Origin of the sequence: Micromonospora sp. DT201 (assembly GCF_049841575.1) — a bacterium.
GTDB lineage: Bacteria > Actinomycetota > Actinomycetes > Mycobacteriales > Micromonosporaceae > Micromonospora.
In genome coordinates this window covers 97,100-112,303 of sequence record NZ_JBNCKP010000003.1, presented here as the reverse complement: position 1 = coordinate 112,303, position 15,204 = coordinate 97,100, and the positions used below count along the sequence as shown (strand labels likewise).

Annotated in this window: 13 protein-coding genes and 1 riboswitch; of the genes, 6 read left to right on the top strand and 7 right to left on the bottom strand. The window is 70.9% G+C overall.

Annotation, left to right across the window (positions count from 1 at the left end; genetic code table 11):
- Positions 1-3: 3 nt before the first annotated feature.
- Both ACLQ28_RS07460 and ACLQ28_RS07455 read right to left on the bottom strand, forming a co-directional pair.
- On the bottom strand, positions 4-960 hold the full coding sequence (locus ACLQ28_RS07460) for a hypothetical protein (protein WP_425685457.1): 957 nt from the start codon (positions 958-960) through the stop codon (positions 4-6).
- A 13-nt stretch (positions 961-973) separates the two neighbouring features.
- The gene (locus ACLQ28_RS07455) at positions 974-1,183 is read right to left on the bottom strand and encodes a heavy-metal-associated domain-containing protein (RefSeq protein ID WP_184180969.1); all 210 of its coding nucleotides are present in this window, start codon (positions 1,181-1,183) and stop codon (positions 974-976) included.
- Between the two features lie 95 nt (positions 1,184-1,278).
- Here ACLQ28_RS07455 and ACLQ28_RS07450 point away from each other — a divergent pair, with 95 nt between their 5' ends.
- Positions 1,279-1,575: a metal-sensitive transcriptional regulator gene (locus ACLQ28_RS07450; protein ID WP_030329541.1), complete on the top strand. Its 297-nt coding sequence runs from the start codon at positions 1,279-1,281 to the stop codon at positions 1,573-1,575.
- 318 nt (positions 1,576-1,893) lie between these two features.
- Positions 1,894-2,024: riboswitch (cyclic di-AMP (ydaO/yuaA leader) on the top strand.
- A gap of 4 nt (positions 2,025-2,028) precedes the next feature.
- A complete protein-coding gene (locus ACLQ28_RS07445) occupies positions 2,029-3,048 on the top strand; it encodes a coiled-coil domain-containing protein (RefSeq protein ID WP_425685456.1) in 1,020 nt (339 codons plus the stop codon).
- A 55-nt stretch (positions 3,049-3,103) separates the two neighbouring features.
- Here ACLQ28_RS07445 and ACLQ28_RS07440 read toward each other — a convergent pair whose 3' ends face one another.
- Complete coding sequence (locus ACLQ28_RS07440) at positions 3,104-3,826, bottom strand: carbonic anhydrase (RefSeq protein ID WP_425685455.1); 723 nt, start codon at positions 3,824-3,826, stop codon at positions 3,104-3,106.
- Between the two features lie 221 nt (positions 3,827-4,047).
- On the opposite strand from ACLQ28_RS07440, the gene ACLQ28_RS07435 reads away from it, so the two are divergent.
- A complete protein-coding gene (locus tag ACLQ28_RS07435; RefSeq protein ID WP_425685454.1) occupies positions 4,048-4,425 on the top strand; it encodes a helix-turn-helix transcriptional regulator in 378 nt (125 codons plus the stop codon).
- A gap of 9 nt (positions 4,426-4,434) precedes the next feature.
- Complete coding sequence (gene mycP, locus ACLQ28_RS07430) at positions 4,435-5,676, top strand: type VII secretion-associated serine protease mycosin (RefSeq protein WP_425685453.1); 1,242 nt, start codon at positions 4,435-4,437, stop codon at positions 5,674-5,676.
- Between the two features lie 98 nt (positions 5,677-5,774).
- Here the strand turns inward: mycP and ACLQ28_RS07425 are convergent, their stop codons facing one another.
- The 3 genes from ACLQ28_RS07425 to eccCa all read right to left on the bottom strand — a co-directional run bounded on the left by ACLQ28_RS07425 (position 5,775) and on the right by eccCa (position 10,566).
- Positions 5,775-6,062 carry a WXG100 family type VII secretion target gene (locus ACLQ28_RS07425; protein WP_425685452.1) on the bottom strand — a complete coding sequence of 96 codons (288 nt, stop codon included), beginning with the start codon at positions 6,060-6,062 and terminating at the stop codon, positions 5,775-5,777.
- A 25-nt stretch (positions 6,063-6,087) separates the two neighbouring features.
- Positions 6,088-6,396, bottom strand: a complete 309-nt coding sequence (locus ACLQ28_RS07420; protein ID WP_425685451.1) for a WXG100 family type VII secretion target — start codon at positions 6,394-6,396, stop codon at positions 6,088-6,090.
- Between the two features lie 204 nt (positions 6,397-6,600).
- A complete protein-coding gene (eccCa, locus tag ACLQ28_RS07415; RefSeq protein ID WP_425685450.1) occupies positions 6,601-10,566 on the bottom strand; it encodes a type VII secretion protein EccCa in 3,966 nt (1,321 codons plus the stop codon).
- Between the two features lie 166 nt (positions 10,567-10,732).
- On the opposite strand from eccCa, the gene eccD reads away from it, so the two are divergent.
- Complete coding sequence (gene eccD, locus ACLQ28_RS07410; protein WP_425685449.1) at positions 10,733-12,130, top strand: type VII secretion integral membrane protein EccD; 1,398 nt, start codon at positions 10,733-10,735, stop codon at positions 12,128-12,130.
- Between the two features lie 22 nt (positions 12,131-12,152).
- Here the strand turns inward: eccD and ACLQ28_RS07405 are convergent, their stop codons facing one another.
- Positions 12,153-13,232: a type VII secretion protein EccE gene (locus tag ACLQ28_RS07405; RefSeq protein ID WP_425685448.1), complete on the bottom strand. Its 1,080-nt coding sequence runs from the start codon at positions 13,230-13,232 to the stop codon at positions 12,153-12,155.
- Positions 13,233-13,501: 269 nt separating this feature from the next.
- Here ACLQ28_RS07405 and eccB point away from each other — a divergent pair, with 269 nt between their 5' ends.
- On the top strand, positions 13,502-15,121 hold the full coding sequence (gene eccB, locus ACLQ28_RS07400; protein ID WP_425685447.1) for a type VII secretion protein EccB: 1,620 nt from the start codon (positions 13,502-13,504) through the stop codon (positions 15,119-15,121).
- Positions 15,122-15,204: the final 83 nt, after the last annotated feature.

The following is a 15,204-nucleotide window of genomic DNA, read 5'->3' as shown; positions in this document are numbered from 1 at the left end:
CCGTCAGTTGTGCCCGTGTCCGGGGGTGCCGTGCTCGGCACCGTCGGTCGGCGCGGGTCCGCTCGGGTCGCTCTCGGTCGGCGGGGCGACGGCGGGCGAGGTGCCGGTGCTGACGGTGAATTCGGCGGTGTGCACCGCCCCGCCGTGCCGGAAGTCGAGGTAGAGCCGGTAGCTGCCAGCCGAGGGCACCTCGACGAGGAAGGTGACGGCCGGGCCGGGGCGGGTCCGCCCGTCGCCAGGCGTCCCGTCCGGGTGCACATGCAGGTACGCCAGATCGCCCCGGCGCAACGCCACCAGGTGCCCGTACGCGCCGAGGTAGGGCTCCAGGTCGGTGACCGGCTGCCCGTCTCGGCTGACGGTGAGGGTGAGCGGTGACGTGTGGCCGGGCTGCGGCGCGCCGGTCAGGGTGACCGTGTAGCCGTCGACGGTGGTGGTGGTCGCCGGGGCGGGCAACGGCCGTTCGGTCAGCTCGCCGGGGATGGTCACGTCCACGCCGAGGGTCAGCGGCTCTCCCCCGGTGGGGGTGAAGTCGGCGAACGCCCGCCACTGCCCCGCGCCGGCCAGCGGGGTCTCGACCCGCCAGGTGCCGTCCGGGGCCAGCTCGGGGTGCACATGACGGAAACCGGAGAGGTCTCGCCGGGCGACGATCAGGTGCATCCGCTTGTCGTGTGCCACGTCGTACCGGGTCACCGGGTGGCCGTCCGGGCCGGTGATCCGGAAGGCGAACTCGTCGGGCTGGGCATCGACGGGGTCGAGGGTGTAACCGCGGTCGGAGACGAGCAGGCCGCCGGGGAGCCGGTCGACCGCGTCGTCGTCTGCTCCCGTCGCTTGGGGGGCATGGGCGTCGTGCCTGCCCTCGACGACCGGGGTGCGGTCGACCACCCGGCCGATCCCGTAGGTCGCGCTGAACACCGCCGCGAGGCCGACGGCGAACCCGGCCAGTCTCGTCACCGTGCGCATGCCGGCCCTCCGCTCACGCGTCCACGAGGTCGTAACCGGCCTCGTCGACGGCGGCCCGGACGACCTGCACGTCCAGCGGTTGGTCGCTGCTGACGGTGACCCGGCCGGCCGCGAGGTCGACCTGGACGTCACGCACGCCCGCGATGGCGCCCACCTCGGCGCTCACCGCGCTGACGCAGTGCCCACAGGTCATGCCCTGCACCTGGTACGTCGTGTTGACCATTGGATCGTCTCCCTTTTCGGTACCGGTACCCGGTGGGGGTATCCCGTCAGAAGTGCACGTTACCATACCCCCCAGGGGTAGGTTATCCTGGCGCCATGACCGCTCCCACCCCGATCCGCGGGTACACCGCCAGCAAGGACCAGCTGCTCGCGCGGCTCCGCCGAGTCGAGGGGCAGGTCCGCGGCATCGAGAAGATGGTCGACGACGACCGCTACTGCATCGACGTGCTGACCCAGATCTCCGCGATCCAGGCCGCACTCGACAAGGTGGCGCTGGGGCTGCTCGACGGGCACGCCCGGCACTGCATGCACGAGGGAGCGGCCGAGGGTCGGGCCGACGAGATGGCCACCGAGATGATGGCGGCGGTCGGCCGGCTGATGAAGCGCGGCTGACGGCCCCAGCCGGACCGCGCGGAGGCACTGGCCGCACTCATCGCACCGCGAACGGATCGCTCCGACGAGCCGGATCAGACGCGAACCCCGCCCCCATCCTCCGCCACGAAACGGTGGCCGGAATCGATCGGGAGCACGGATACGGCATGGCGACACTGCTCAGCGTGACCAGATCAGCAACAAACCTGAGAACCGCGTCACTGGTCACGCAACGCTATGACGAAAAGACACTTTTGGTCGGCATCCAGGCGTAGCTCAGCCGGTCGACTCTCGGGTAACCTCGCTGCCGGTTACCGATGAAGGCGCGAAGCGGCGCCTGCGGTGCCACCGCCCAATCGCCAACCGGCGAACCGGGGACCCAGGTACGTGGGGTGAATCCGCGTCAGCGGCAGGGGCCACTTCCGCCCCGAACCCGTCAGCTAACCCGGTCGGCGGTCGACGGAAGGGAACATTGTGACGGCACCCCTACGCCGCTGGCTGACACCCGTGGTGGCCGTGATCGCCGCACTGACCGTGCTCGCTGGCCCCCTCCCGGCCAACGCCGCCCCGACGACCCCCACACCGTCCGGGCACGAGGAGGACAACGAGCCCCAGCTGATCACCGACGTCATCGAGCAGGCCAACCGCGACTACTCCGCCGCCAAGTCCAGACTGGACAAATCCAAGAAGCGGCAGCTGGAGCTGGCGTTGGAGGTCGACCGGGCCAAGGCCGAGCTGGACGCGCTGGCCCCACAGGTCGGGCAGATCGCCGCCCAGTCGTACCGAACCGGTCGGATGGGCGCCCTCGCGATGCTGCTCGAGAGCGACGCTCCCGACACGTTCGTCGAACGGGCCGCAGCGCTCGACGAGATGAACATGGTGAATGAGCAGAAGCTCTCCCAGGTCAATGCGGTGAAGTCCCGCGCCGAGCAGGCCAAGCTTGCCCTCGACACCGAGGTCCGCGAGCAGCAGAAGCAGACCGCCCTGATGGCGAAGCGGAAGAGTGAGGCGGACAAGGCGCTCGCCCTCGTCGGCGGGAAGGGTTTCACCGGCGGCCTGGTGGACGCCACCTCGCCGGTCGCCAAGATCGGCCCGGGGCGCAGCGCCGACGGTGAGTGGAAGGCCCAGTCGTGCAGCGAGGATGACCCCACCACCTCCGGATGCATCACGCCCCGCACGCTGCACGCGTACAAGGAGGTCAAGCGGGCCGGCTTCAACCGGTTCGTCGGCTGCTACCGCTCCGGCGGGCCGTGGGAGCACCCGAAGGGCCGCGCCTGCGACTGGTCGCTGCAGAAGAGCGGATTCGCCCCGTGGCACAACGAGGACACCCGGAAGTACGGCAACAACGTCGCCGCGTTCCTCATCCGTAACGCCGACCGACTCGGCATCTACTACGTGATCTGGAACCGACAGATCTGGTTCCCGGCGACCGGCTGGAAGTCGTACAGCGGGCCGTCGAACCACACCGACCACGTGCACATGTCCCTGCTCTGACCGGCAGGATCCTCCGTCGAGGGCCGTTCCGCGTCGCGGAGCGGCCCTCGTCGCGTCAGGCGGCGGCCGCCGGGTCGGTCGACTCGCTGGGCACGTCGAGCGTCGCGATGCCGGCCGGCACGGCGGCCACCGGGCGCACCACTCCGGCGGCGAGCTGATACGACACACCCACCACCGCGCAGCGCCCCTGTGCCACCTCCTCGGCCAGCACAGGTGACTGCCCGAGCAGCGTTTCAACGGTCTGCGCGATGTGGATGTCGACGATGCCGTCGATGTCGTCGACGCCCTCCGCCTCGGCCCGGCGCAGGCTGGGCAGCACGGCGTCGACCACCGCACGCAGGTGCCCACGAGGTTGAGTGCCGGTCGCGGCGGACTCCCGCGCCGCCTGGACCGCGCCGCAGGAGTCGTGGCCGAGCACCACCACCAGCGGAGTGCCGAGCACGGTCACCGCGTACTCCACGCTGCCGAGCACCTCCGGGCCGGCGGTGTGCCCGGCCGTGCGGACCACGAACAGGTCGCCGAGGCCCCGGTCAAAGATGATCTCGGCGGCCAGGCGGGAGTCGGAGCAGCCGACGATCACCGCGAAGGGGTGCTGCCCGCCGGCCACGGCAGCCCGGTGCCCGGCGTCCTGGTTGGGGTGGCGTGGGGCACCGCTGACGAAGCGCCGGTTTCCAGCGATCAGCTCGGCGTACGCCCGGGCCGGCTCGCTGGTTGCGGACGTCCAGTCGGTGGTCCGCTGCGGACCCGGCTGCCCGCCGGGCGTTCCGGGACGACTCATCCCCGCACCTCGTCTTCACGCATCTGACCTGGTCAACCGGCTCTTCAGCCGGGCTGGCGGCGGGCGCTGGCCCGGCTCCACCGTCACACGCACCGTAAGATGCGTCAAGGGATGCGTGATTTAGATTTCATACGTTGACCCCGGGTCGACCCTGGGCGACACACCGAGGGCAGGGCGGACGAGACTCCCGAGGGCAGACATCCGAAAGAGGCGGTCAGACGATGGCGAGCACTGCGACGGGCGGCACCGGAGGCGGGCGGAACTGGACGTTCCTCACCAACCACGGGCACGTTCTGCTGGCCATCGCCCGCGACCCCACCGCCCGGCTGCGCGACGTCGCGGCCGAGGTCGGCGTGACCGAACGGGCCGCGCAGGCAATCGTCGCCGACCTGGAGGCGGGCGGTTACCTGCATCGCACCCGCGTCGGGCGGCGCAACGAATACACCCTCAACCCGTCCGGCCGGTTCCGGCACCCCGCCGAGGCCGACCGTCAGGTCGGTGCCCTGCTCGCGCTGTTCGCCGAAACACCCGCCACCGAGATGAGCCCCCCGGGCCTGACCTCATCGCCGGGCCGCCCGCCCGACCGGTCACAGCGGTAATCTCTGCGGGTGCGCGAATGCCCGCCGTTGAGCGCGACCCCCATGTTCCGCCGTACCGGCCGTGCCACCCGCAGCGTCCTCAGTGGAGCCCTGGCGGCTCTGCTCGGCGCCGCCCTGGTGGCACCCGCCCCGGCGCGGGCGGCACCGCCCACGTGCGGCCCAGCCGGCGAGGAGGGCCTGGCAGCAATGCCCTGGGGGCTGCGCCGGCTGGAGCCGTCCTCGGCGTGGCCGCTGTCGCGCGGTGCTGGAATGACGGTGGCAGTGATCGACTCCGGGGTCTCCGCGGTTCACCCACTACTCGCGGGCCAGGTGCTCGAGGGCCGCGACTTCAGCGACCTGCCGCCCAACCATGGCCAGTGCGACCTGATCGGGCACGGCACGATGATCGCCGGCATCATCGCCGGCCGGGAAGGCACGGGCGTCCCGTTCAGCGGCGTCGCCCCGGCTGCCCGCATCCTGCCGATCCGGGTCCTGCCGGACCTCAAGGACACTAACGACCTGCAACTACCCGTGCAGATCGCCGCCGCCATCGACTGGGCGGTCGAGCAGGGCGCCGACGTGATCAACCTGTCCCTGACGACAATTCCCCTCCCCGAACTGACGGCGGCCGTCGAGCGTGCGCTGGCCAAGCGGGTGGTGCTGGTCGCTGCCGCCGGCAACCGGACGGAGGACAGTCAGAACAGGCCGGGGTACCCAGCCGCGTACCCCGGGGTGATCGCTGTCGGCGGGGTCGACGAGCAGGGCGGTCACGTCGGCACCTCGATCAGCGGCGACTACGTCGACATCGCCGCACCAGGGTTGAACATCATTGGGCCGGCACCCCGGGGGTCCGGCTACCGCGCCGAACCGAACGGTGGCACCAGCTTTGCGGCCGCGTACGTCTCGGGAGTGGCCGCACTGGTCCGGTCCGCCTACCCGAACCTCAACCCGCAGCAGGTCGCCGAGCGGCTGGAGCGCACAGCCGACAACCCCCCGGAAGGCCACAACGGCGACATCGGTTACGGCGTCGTCAACCCGTACCGGGCGGTGTCGAGCCTGCTGGGCACCCGGGCGAACCCCCCTGCCAGCGCGATCCCGGCACCCGTCGTACGCGACGACCCACTGAGTTGGCAACGCCCTGCGGCCATCTGGGCGGCTGCGGTCGGTGGGCTGCTCACCGTGCTGCTGCTGATCGCACGACCGATCGTGGCCCGAGGCCGCCAGCGCGGCTGGCGCCCTGGCCGCCGCACCGACTCACCGGCTGCCGGCTGACCGCTGCTGCGCCGACGCCAAACACAATGCGGCTCCGGCCCGGGTGAACCGGACCGGAGCCGCATCGGCGAATGCCTCAGCCTGCTCAGCTGTGCTGATCAGGCGCCGCCACCCCACACCTTGGAGTTGCTCATCTCGGTGCTGACGTAGTTTTCGCGGGCGATGCCGACGGCACCGCCGATCTCGTTCAGGATCCGGTTGATGTCCCGGACCGCCGTGTCCCACTTTGCCTGGTGCTGCTCGTAGGCAACCCGGTCCTCGCCGTCCCACTGGAGCTTGGACAGCATCGACCGCAGCCCGTCGAGCTTTTCGTCGATGGTCTTCGAGATGGACTGCATCTGCTGGTTGCTGCTCTCGAGGACAGCGTAGTCAACTTTGATCGTCACGATTTCCTCCTCTGCTGACTGCGGATCACGGGTTGAGAGCAGAGTGGAACTTGTCCAGCATCTGCTGCTGCTCTTCGTCGTTGACCTGGTGCGTCGTACCCGACTGGTCGAGCAGGTCAGCGATGCTGTCCATCGCCGTCAGCAGTTTGACGGTGTCCTCGTTCCAGCGCGACATCAGCGACTGGAAGCCCGTGGACGCCTGGCCCTTCCACGCCATGGCCAGGTCGTCGACCACGTTCCACAGCTTCTTGAGCTCGCCGTCGACCTCGCTGCGCGTGGACCGCACGTCACTCGCGGCGGTATGTAGAGTCGCAGCTTCGACCTCGAACGCCATGCTTCACACCCTTCCGTCATGTTGTGGTGGCGGCTTCGCCGCACCCCTCCCCCGCGGCAAGGCACCAACACCCCACCGACGGACACTCCAGTTAAGACCGTAGCCGAACCAGTCGAGCCTTCGCAGCCCTGGCCGGCGGCGTTCGATGGATAGTGGCGAATCGGGCCGAGACGGTCCGCCACCACCACCGAACGCCTACTCCGCTCAGGACGGCTCGGACCACGCGGTCTGGATCAGTTGCTGGCCATCTCGTCGGCGGACCAGCGTGCCCCGGCCGGGCGGCTGTGGGCTCGGTCGCAACGTGCCGAAGACCGCGCCCTCCTCCCGGTTTCCGGACATCAGCAGACCCGGCGAGTCCAGCTCACGCAGTCGCTGCAGCACCGGCTCGTAGAGCGCCCGGGACACACCACCGACCCGACGCGTGATGATCAGGTGCAGACCGATGTCGCGTGCCTGCGGCAACAACTCGTGCAGGGCGCTGAGCGGGTTGCTGCCACCGGACGCCACCAGGTCGTAGTCGTCCACCAGGATGTACAGGTCCGGACCCTTCCACCAGCTGCGATCGCGCAACTGGGCAGTGGTCACGTCCGGGCCGGGCAACCGGTTGTTCAACGCGCTGCGAATCGAACCGAGCCCCTGGGCGAACGCCTGATTCGACGGGGCGTAGTCGAGCAGGTGGTCGCCCTCCACCGCCCCCAGCAGGCCACGCCGGTAGTCGGCGATCACCAGCCGGGCCTGGGCTGGCGTGTACCGCTCGGTGATGCCCCGGGCGATCAGGCGCAGCATGTTGGTCTTGCCACACTCGGCATCGCCAAAGACCGTCAGGTGCGGCTCGTTGACCAGATCCAGGTAGACCGGCGCGAGCGCCGACTCGTTGACACCAACCGGCAGACCAGGTGCCGACCGGTCGATGATCCGGGCCAGCTCGGCCACCGACATCCGGCGCGGCAGCAGCCGCACCTTCGGCGCCGGACGGCCCGGCCAGTTCGCCGCCACATGCCCGGCCAGGGACACCGACGCCTCGCTCAGGTCCTCGATGTCCCGACGGCCATCGAGTCGCGAGATAGCAGTGAGGAAGTGCAGCTTGTCCCGGGTCAGACCGCGGCCGGGCGACTTCTCCGGCACGTTCGTCGCCGCCCGGCGGTCGATCTCGGACTCCGACGCATCACCGAGGCGCAGCTCCAGCTTGGTGCCGAGCAGATCACGCATGTTGATCCGGATCTCCGCCCACCGCACAGCGGTGAGCACCACGTGCACGCCGAAGCCAAGGCCCCGGTTGGCCAGCGTGGTGATGGTCTGCTCCAGCTCCTCGTACTCCTGGCGCAGCGTGTTCCAACCGTCCACCACCAGGAACAGGTCACCGAACGGGTCATCGGCGAACTCACCGGCCGCTCGGCGACGACGGTAACTGGCCACCGAGTCGATGCCGTGCTGGGCGAAGCGCGCCTCCCGGTCGTCCAGGACGGCGACCACCTCAGCCACCGTCCGGCGTACCGCCTCGACGTCGCGCCGACCGGCCACCCCGGCCATGTGCGGCAGACGCTCCAGGCTGCGCAGCGCGCCTCCACCGAAGTCCAGGCAGAAGAACTGCACCTCGCGTGGCGTGTGGGTGAGCGCCAGCGAGGCGAGCATCGTACGAAGCATCGTGCTCTTGCCACTCATCGACCGGCCGACGATGACCACGTTGCCGCCGGCCCCGGCCAGCTCGACCATCATCGGGTCACGGCGCTGCTCGTACGGGCGGTCCACCACCCCGACCGGCACGGTGAGCCGCCCACGCCCAGGCCAGGACGCGGTGCACAGCCCGTAGGTCGGGTCGACCGCCAGTGGGCCGAGCAGCTCGCCCAGACCCGGCGGGTCGGACAGCGGCGGGAGCCACACCTGGTGGGCTGGACGGCCCCGACCCTTGAGCTGATCGATCAGCACGTCGAGCATCGCCACGGCCTTGCCGTCGGCCGGCTGCTCGGGCTCCGGAGCGGTGTCCACCGGCACCTGCGGGACCTGCGCCGCGATGAAGTCGAGGCCGTACGGCACGATCCGACGCTGCACCAGCGCCTGCGACGTTGCGGCCTGCTGGCCCGGCGCCCGGTAGACCCCTGACACGTACGCGGCCCGGAACCGCAGCATCGTGCTGGTGTCCGTCTTCAGGTAGCCGTGACCCGGCGCGTTCGGCAGCTCGTACGCGTCCGGTACGCCGAGCACGATCCGGCTCTCCACCGCGGAGAAGGTACGCAGACCGATCCGGTACGACAGGTGGGTGTCCAGGCCACGCAGCTTGCCCTCTTCGAGCCGTTGGCTGGCCAGCAGCAGGTGCACGCCCAGCGACCGACCCAACCGGCCGATCATCACGAACAGGTCGATGAAGTCGGGCTTGGCGGCGAGCAACTCGCTGAACTCGTCACAGATGATCAACAGGCTGGGCATCGGGGCCAGCGGCTCACCGGCCGCCCGGGCCTTCTCGTACTCGAAGCGGGAGACATAGTTGCCGGCCGCCCGCAGCAGCTCCTGCCGGCGCACCATCTCGCCAGCAAGCGCGTCGCGCATCCGGTCGACCAGCGGCAACTCGTCGGCCAGGTTGGTGATCACCGCGCTGGTGTGCGGCAGCGCCTCCAGCGAGGCGAACGTCGCGCCACCCTTGAAGTCCACCAGGACGAAGTTCAGCTCCTCCGACGAGTGAGTCACCGCCAACGCGGCCACCACCGTACGGAGCAGTTCGCTCTTGCCAGACCCGGTAGCACCGATCACCAGACCATGCGGGCCCATGCCCTCGTGCGCCGACTCCTTGAAGTCCAGCTCGACCACGTTGCCGTCCGGTCCGACACCGAGCGGGATACGCAGCCGGTCCCGGTGACCGCGCGGGCGCCAGGTGCTCTGCACGTCCACCGTCGCGGCGTCACCCACACCGAGCAGGTCCGGCAGTTCCATGCTGCGGGACAGCGGCTCCTCGTTGCTGGTCTGCTGCTGGGAGAGCCGGTAGGGGGCGATCTGCCGGGCCAGGCCCTCGGCTGCCTCGGCGCTGAGTTGGTCGGGGCGACCCAGCGGCGACGACGAGCTGCCCCGGACCAGGTCGAGTGAGCTTCCGTCAGCCACGTCGAGGCAGAGCAGCCAGCGACCGGCATCGCGCGGCACCGTCCCGGAGAGGTCGATCACCGTGGTGCCGAGCAGCCCCGGACCCACCAGCTGGCAGGTCGGTGAGATCTCGCCACCGTCGATCACCACAACCAGGTGCGGTGCGGTGGTCAACGGCTTGGCCTCCGGCGCGAACCGAGGTCGTCCACCCAGCTCACCGGCGAGCGACGCCTCGGCTTCGGCCAGACTGGCGAAGACCAGACGGCGGGCACCGGCGGCGTCCGTACGGCCACTGTGGTGGGCGTGTGGCAGCCACTTCACCCAGCCCCAGGACGACTGCCGATCGGGCGCGGCGACCACCACGACCATGAGGTCGTCCGGGGCGTGGAAGGTCGCCAGCTGCCCGAGCGCCGCCCGGGTCAGGTCGAGCACGGGTGCGCGGTCGCCGCGCAGCACCACCCGGCTGAACGCGCGCACCGACAGCGCCGTTGGCAACTCGGGCACGGTGGAGTGTGCGCGGACGAACCGACGAAGCGCGATGGCGCTCATCGGCTCCAGGTCTTCCACCGGCTTCGTCTCCGGCGGAACGATCTCCACCGCCAGTCGCTGCGGGCCGAGCGCGATCCTGGTCTCGCCGAAGTCGTCCTCGGTGATCCGCCGCTCCCAGAGCCGCCGGGATGCCGCGATCGACCAGAGTGCGTCGGGCTCCGGGTGCCGCCAGGCCATCGCCGCCCGCTGCTGCTCCGCGGCACGCCGGGTGCGCTTACGCATCTGGGCCAGGTAGCGCATGTAGTCGCGCCGGTCGGCGTTCAGCTCGGCCTTGTCCTTGCCGCCGTTGTTGGCCAGCGAACCGATCGCCATGCCGAGCATCGAGACGCCGAAGAGACCACCAGCGACGTACGTCATCATGCCGCCGCCCTTGCCGGCGTAGAGGAACGCCATCGCGCCGACCCCGCAGAACATCGGCAGGATCATGAGCAGCTGCCCCATCCCGCGGGGCGTCGGCTCGGGCAGCTCAGGAGGCGACTCCAGCAGCACCTCACCGCGCGGTAAAGCCGGTCCCGGCTGACGCGGAAGCCGGCGGAACACCACCGTGCTCACGGCTGTCTCCTCCCCAGAAGCGGCCCTGATGACGTGCCGTCGCGGACAGGAGCCCGCGGGTGGGCATCGTACGTGCCCGTCATCGTAGGTAATCTGCCCTGGGCGCGGTGGACCCGGAGCGTGGTTTCGCGGCCAGCCGATCACAGACGCACACCTGGAGGCCACTGTGGCGACGAAGACGGCGACCGGTGGTTTGAGCCGAATCACCATCGTGGCCCCGCGTACTCGAATGGACTTGGCGCTGCCATCGGACGTACCGATGGCCGACCTGCTCCCCACCCTGCTGCGCTACGCCGGCGAGGACATGGCCGACGAGGGTGCGCGGCACGGCGGGTGGGCTCTGTCCCGCCTTGGCGGTGCACCCCTGGACGGTGGGCGTACCGCCGCGCAGCTCAGCGTCCGTGACGGTGAAGTGCTCTACTTCAACCCCCGGTCCGCGGCAGCGCCGGAGATCGTCTTCGACGACGTGGTGGATGCCGTCGCCACCGCGACCAACCAACGCCCCGGCGCCTGGCAGGTCGCCGCGACCCGGTCCTTCGCGGTGGTCTTCGCCGCGTCGGCGCTCGGCGCCGGCGCGCTGGCCGCGCTCTTCGCCGGGCCGCCACACCTGCCCGGCGCGCTGGCGGCCCTGCTGGTCGCGGTGACGCTGCTGGTTGGCGCGGCGGTGCTGTCCCGGGCCGCCGCCGACAGTCGCACCGGCGCGCTGCTGGCCATGGTCGGCCTGGTGCATGCCGCCACCGGCGGCCTGTTGCTGCTCGCCGGCGACCGACCGCTGACCGGGCTGGCCGGCCCGCACGTCCTTCTCGCGGCGACCGCCGCCGTGGTCGCCGGTGCGGTGGCCGTGCTGGCGGTCGGCGACCGGTACCCCCTCTTCTTCGCCGCGATCGGGGTGGGTGCCGCGACCGGGTTGGGTGCGCTGCTCTGCCTGGTCTTCGGCCTCGACGCGCCGGCCTCGGCGGCGGTGGTGGCGGCTGTCGCGTTCGGCATGGTGCCGGCGCTGCCGATGGCGGCCTACCGGCTGGCGCGGTTGCCGGTGCCGTCGATCCCGACCGGTCCGGACGACCTGAAGACCGACAGCGAGTCGGTGGACGGCCGGCAGGTGCTCCAGCGCAGTGAACGCGCCGACCAGTTCATGACCGGTCTGCTGTGGACCGTCTCGGTGTTGGTGCTGGGGGCGCAGCTCGTGCTGGCCCTGGACGGGAGCATGCCGGCGGTGCTGCTGTGCCTGGTGCTGGCCGTGCTGTCGCTGCTGCGGGCCCGACCGCTCCTGGGCCGCGCCCAGCGCACCCCCGTGCTGCTGACCGGCACCGTGGGGCTGGGTCTGGCGGCCGCGAGCGCCTTCGGCGGCGGGTCACTGCCGGTCCGGCTCGGTCTGATCCTCGGCGGGCTGGTGCTGGCCGGCGTGGTCAGCCTGATCTACGGTCTGACCGTCGCCGGCAAGCGCATCTCGCCGGTCTGGGGCCGACTGCTCGACATCGCCGAGATCATGCTGATCGTCGCGCTGGTGCCGCTCGCCTTCTGGGTTTGTGGCATCTACGGCTGGATCGTCAACCTCCGGCCCTGACCGCCCGCCGCCGTCGCGCCGGTCAGCGCGGTTGCGTTCGGGTGGACTCGCCAAGCGCCGATGCGACCGGCGCGGTGGCATAGACGCCCGGACCGTGCTGACCGTCCATGGGTCGAGTGGCCGAGCCCGTCCGTTGCGCGACGTCTCGGACCACCTTGACCAGCGCCTCGACGTGGTTGTCCGTCGCCGCGACCCGCAGCAGCGGCGCCGCAACCCGGCCATCCCCCGATACCGTGGCGGCCACCGTGTGCGACGGCGCCGAGGTCGCGGTGATCGCGTCCACGAGCGGGCCGAGCGGCACGTCCGAACGGCCTCGCAGAACCATGCAACGGTGGGTCCAGCCGCCGCCGCGCAGCCCTCGCCAGGTTTCCGCGGGTGCCTCCGGCCCCAGGTCCAACCCGGCGGCCGAGACGATGGCCGTGCGCAACTCCTCACGGCCCAGCGGCCGGTAAGCCAGGCCCGCGGAGGTGAGCGCCTTACCCAGCCGACCGATCCCGGCAGCCACGGTCCGGTGCACACCGGGGAGCCCGCCGCCCCGGCTCACCGCCTCCACCCGGGCGTCGCGGATGGTGAGCCGCAGCGCCACCCAGACGGTCCGGTGCGCCGCAGGCGGGGCACCGGGTGCCGGATACCAGACCATGGTGTGTGCGACGACCTGGGTCCGGGAGACCGGGGCGCTGAACTCCCCGAGCACCTGTAGCACGCGGTCGACCGTGGCGGCGCTCACCGAACCGACCGTCGCACCGCTTGCAGCCTGCAGCGCGACCGCGGCGAACCAGCCCTGGTCGTCCTGTCCGATGCCCAGCCGGGTGCCACGGTCGGTCAACTCGATGATGCTCAGCTCGGGGGCGAGCGCCGCCAGCCGCGGGTCGGTAGCCGTGCCGCCACCCAGCGCGGCTGCCGCGCGTTCGCCGCGTCGCCGCATCCGTCGGCGCAGCAGCAGGTCCTCGAACCACCAACGGCCGCCTCGGCGAGCGAAGGTGGCCGCGACGATCAGCACCGCAACGCCACCCATCGCGGCGAGCAGCCAGCTGGGCCCGGCCGACGCGGCCCAGACGCCGACCGCGCACAACTCCAGCACGACGACTTGCCCCACCAACATGGGACCAACCCGTCCACGGCCGGGTCGGTCGGTCGGCGGCGTCGACCGCGTCGCAACGTCGGTCTGGTCCGTGGCCGCTCGGGCGGGTCGCGCCTGAACCTGCGTCATCGCTGACTGTCCCTCCTGCACGGTACGGCTCTGCACCGGGTCGGTCCGGTGCCGGCCACGAGCGGTGGTCACAAGCAAACACCGTCGGCCCCTTATCGTAGGGAAACCCGCGACGGCGCTCCGACCTGATCGTCGCGGATCCACCCCGCCGGAGGTAAGTCATGCGGACCCGCCGCGATCAGGTGCAGGCGTACCGCTTCGTCACCCGCCGGATCGTCTCCGCTTTGCTGTCGGGCGACCCGGAGACCACCAACCTGCCGATGCGACGGCTCGGCATGGCTGTCTTCGGCAGTGTCATCACCGCCGCCATCGTGCTCGGCGGGGTAGGTGCGTACGGCCAGTTGACCGGCAACGCCGCGCCCCTGACGGACCAGAGCCTGGTCATTGAACGGGAGACCGGCGCGACGTACGTGTTCATGAGCGGGCAGTTGCATCCGACGCTCAACTTCACGTCGGCTCGCCTGATCCTGAACGATCCCGCTGCCGAGGTGCGGACGATGTCGCAGGCGTCACTGCGTGACCGCCCCCGCGGGCTCACCCTCGGCATCGTCGGGGCACCGGACGCTCTGCCGGACCGCAAGTCGCTGACCGGGCTGCCCTGGTCGGTCTGCGACGTGCCCGACCCGGTCGACCCCGAGCATTCCAGCACTCGGCTGGTGATCGACCGGGCGCTGCCCGGCGGCGTGCCGCTGGGCGACCGTGCGGTGCTGGTCGTGGTGGACGAGCAGAGGTACCTGCTCACCAACAACGCCCGACTCCAGGTGCCCGACGGTGACCAGACGATCACGGCGCTGCAGATGCCCGACGCCACGCAGCTGCGGGTCGGACAGCAACTGCTCAACGCCATACCGGCCGGGCCACCGCTGCGCAAGCCGTCGCTGCGTGGCGAGGGTGAGAGCAGCACCCGGAACGTGGCGGGCCGGCCGTCCACCATCGGTCAGGTGTTCAGAGCCGCCGGGCGGCACTACGTACTGACCCGGGAAGGTCTCGTCTCAATCAGTGAGATCACTGCTCTGCTGATGGTCCGTGGCGGTGGCCAGATCACCGACATCACGCCGGATCAGGCTGGCGAGTTCTATGTCGAGCAGCGGGTGGACGAGGAAGGGCTGCCGGCGACGAGGCCTTCCCTCTACCCGGCCAGGTCGGGTCAGACGACGCTCTGCGCGACGTATCGGGCAGGCACCGCGGGCGGCCCGCCGGTCACCACCCTGGAGGTGTTCGACCGGGCGCCCGCCGAGCTGACCGCGACCGATCCGGGCCTGGTGCCGGTGCGCCAGACCAAGCGGGACGCCGTGCGCACCGCCGAGGCGGTGCTGCTGCCCGGCGGAAAGGGTGTCATCGCGCAGGCCTCGCCCGGTGCCGGGACCAGCGGGTCCGGTGCCGCCGGGTCGACGATCTACCTGATCAGCCCGCAGGGCATTCGGTATCCGCTCGGCTCGGCGGAGACGCTGGCCGTGCTCGGCTACGGCGGGGTCACCCCGCTGGCGGTGCCCGGCTCGCTTCTCGCACTGATCCCGACCGGACCCACCCTGGCTCACGAGGACGCGTTGGCGGTCTTCGCAGCCGACGTGCCGGCCCCGGCCGCACCACCGTCGGCTGCCCCACCGTCGTCGGCATCGCCGTCGAAGACTCCACCGCCGTCGGCATCGCCGACGAAGACTCCACCGCCGTCGGCATCGCCGTCGAAGACTCCACCGGCTGTCGCCCCAACGTCTGCCGCCCCGCCGAGCGGAGGGGCGGGCGGCGGGATGCCCATGGAATCGACAGGTGCCGACAGCTGAGCAGGTCTGACGGGTCGCCCGGAGTGGCCGCGGTGGACTAATCTGAATACTGCTGACGGCTGTCAACCAGAACGACGGGGATG

Excerpts from the sequence above, each read along its gene's own strand:
- ACLQ28_RS07460 (WP_425685457.1), bottom strand. The coding sequence starts at position 960 with ATGCGCACGGTGACGAGACTGGCCGGGTTCGCCGTCGGCCTCGCGGCG.
- ACLQ28_RS07455 (WP_184180969.1), bottom strand. The coding sequence starts at position 1,183 with ATGGTCAACACGACGTACCAGGTGCAGGGCATGACCTGTGGGCACTGC.
- ACLQ28_RS07450 (WP_030329541.1), top strand. The coding sequence starts at position 1,279 with ATGACCGCTCCCACCCCGATCCGCGGGTACACCGCCAGCAAGGACCAG.
- ACLQ28_RS07440 (WP_425685455.1), bottom strand. The coding sequence starts at position 3,826 with ATGAGTCGTCCCGGAACGCCCGGCGGGCAGCCGGGTCCGCAGCGGACC.
- ACLQ28_RS07435 (WP_425685454.1), top strand. The coding sequence starts at position 4,048 with ATGGCGAGCACTGCGACGGGCGGCACCGGAGGCGGGCGGAACTGGACG.
- ACLQ28_RS07420 (WP_425685451.1), bottom strand. The coding sequence starts at position 6,396 with ATGGCGTTCGAGGTCGAAGCTGCGACTCTACATACCGCCGCGAGTGAC.
- ACLQ28_RS07405 (WP_425685448.1), bottom strand. The coding sequence starts at position 13,232 with ATGTTGGTGGGGCAAGTCGTCGTGCTGGAGTTGTGCGCGGTCGGCGTC.
- eccB (WP_425685447.1), top strand. The coding sequence starts at position 13,502 with ATGCGGACCCGCCGCGATCAGGTGCAGGCGTACCGCTTCGTCACCCGC.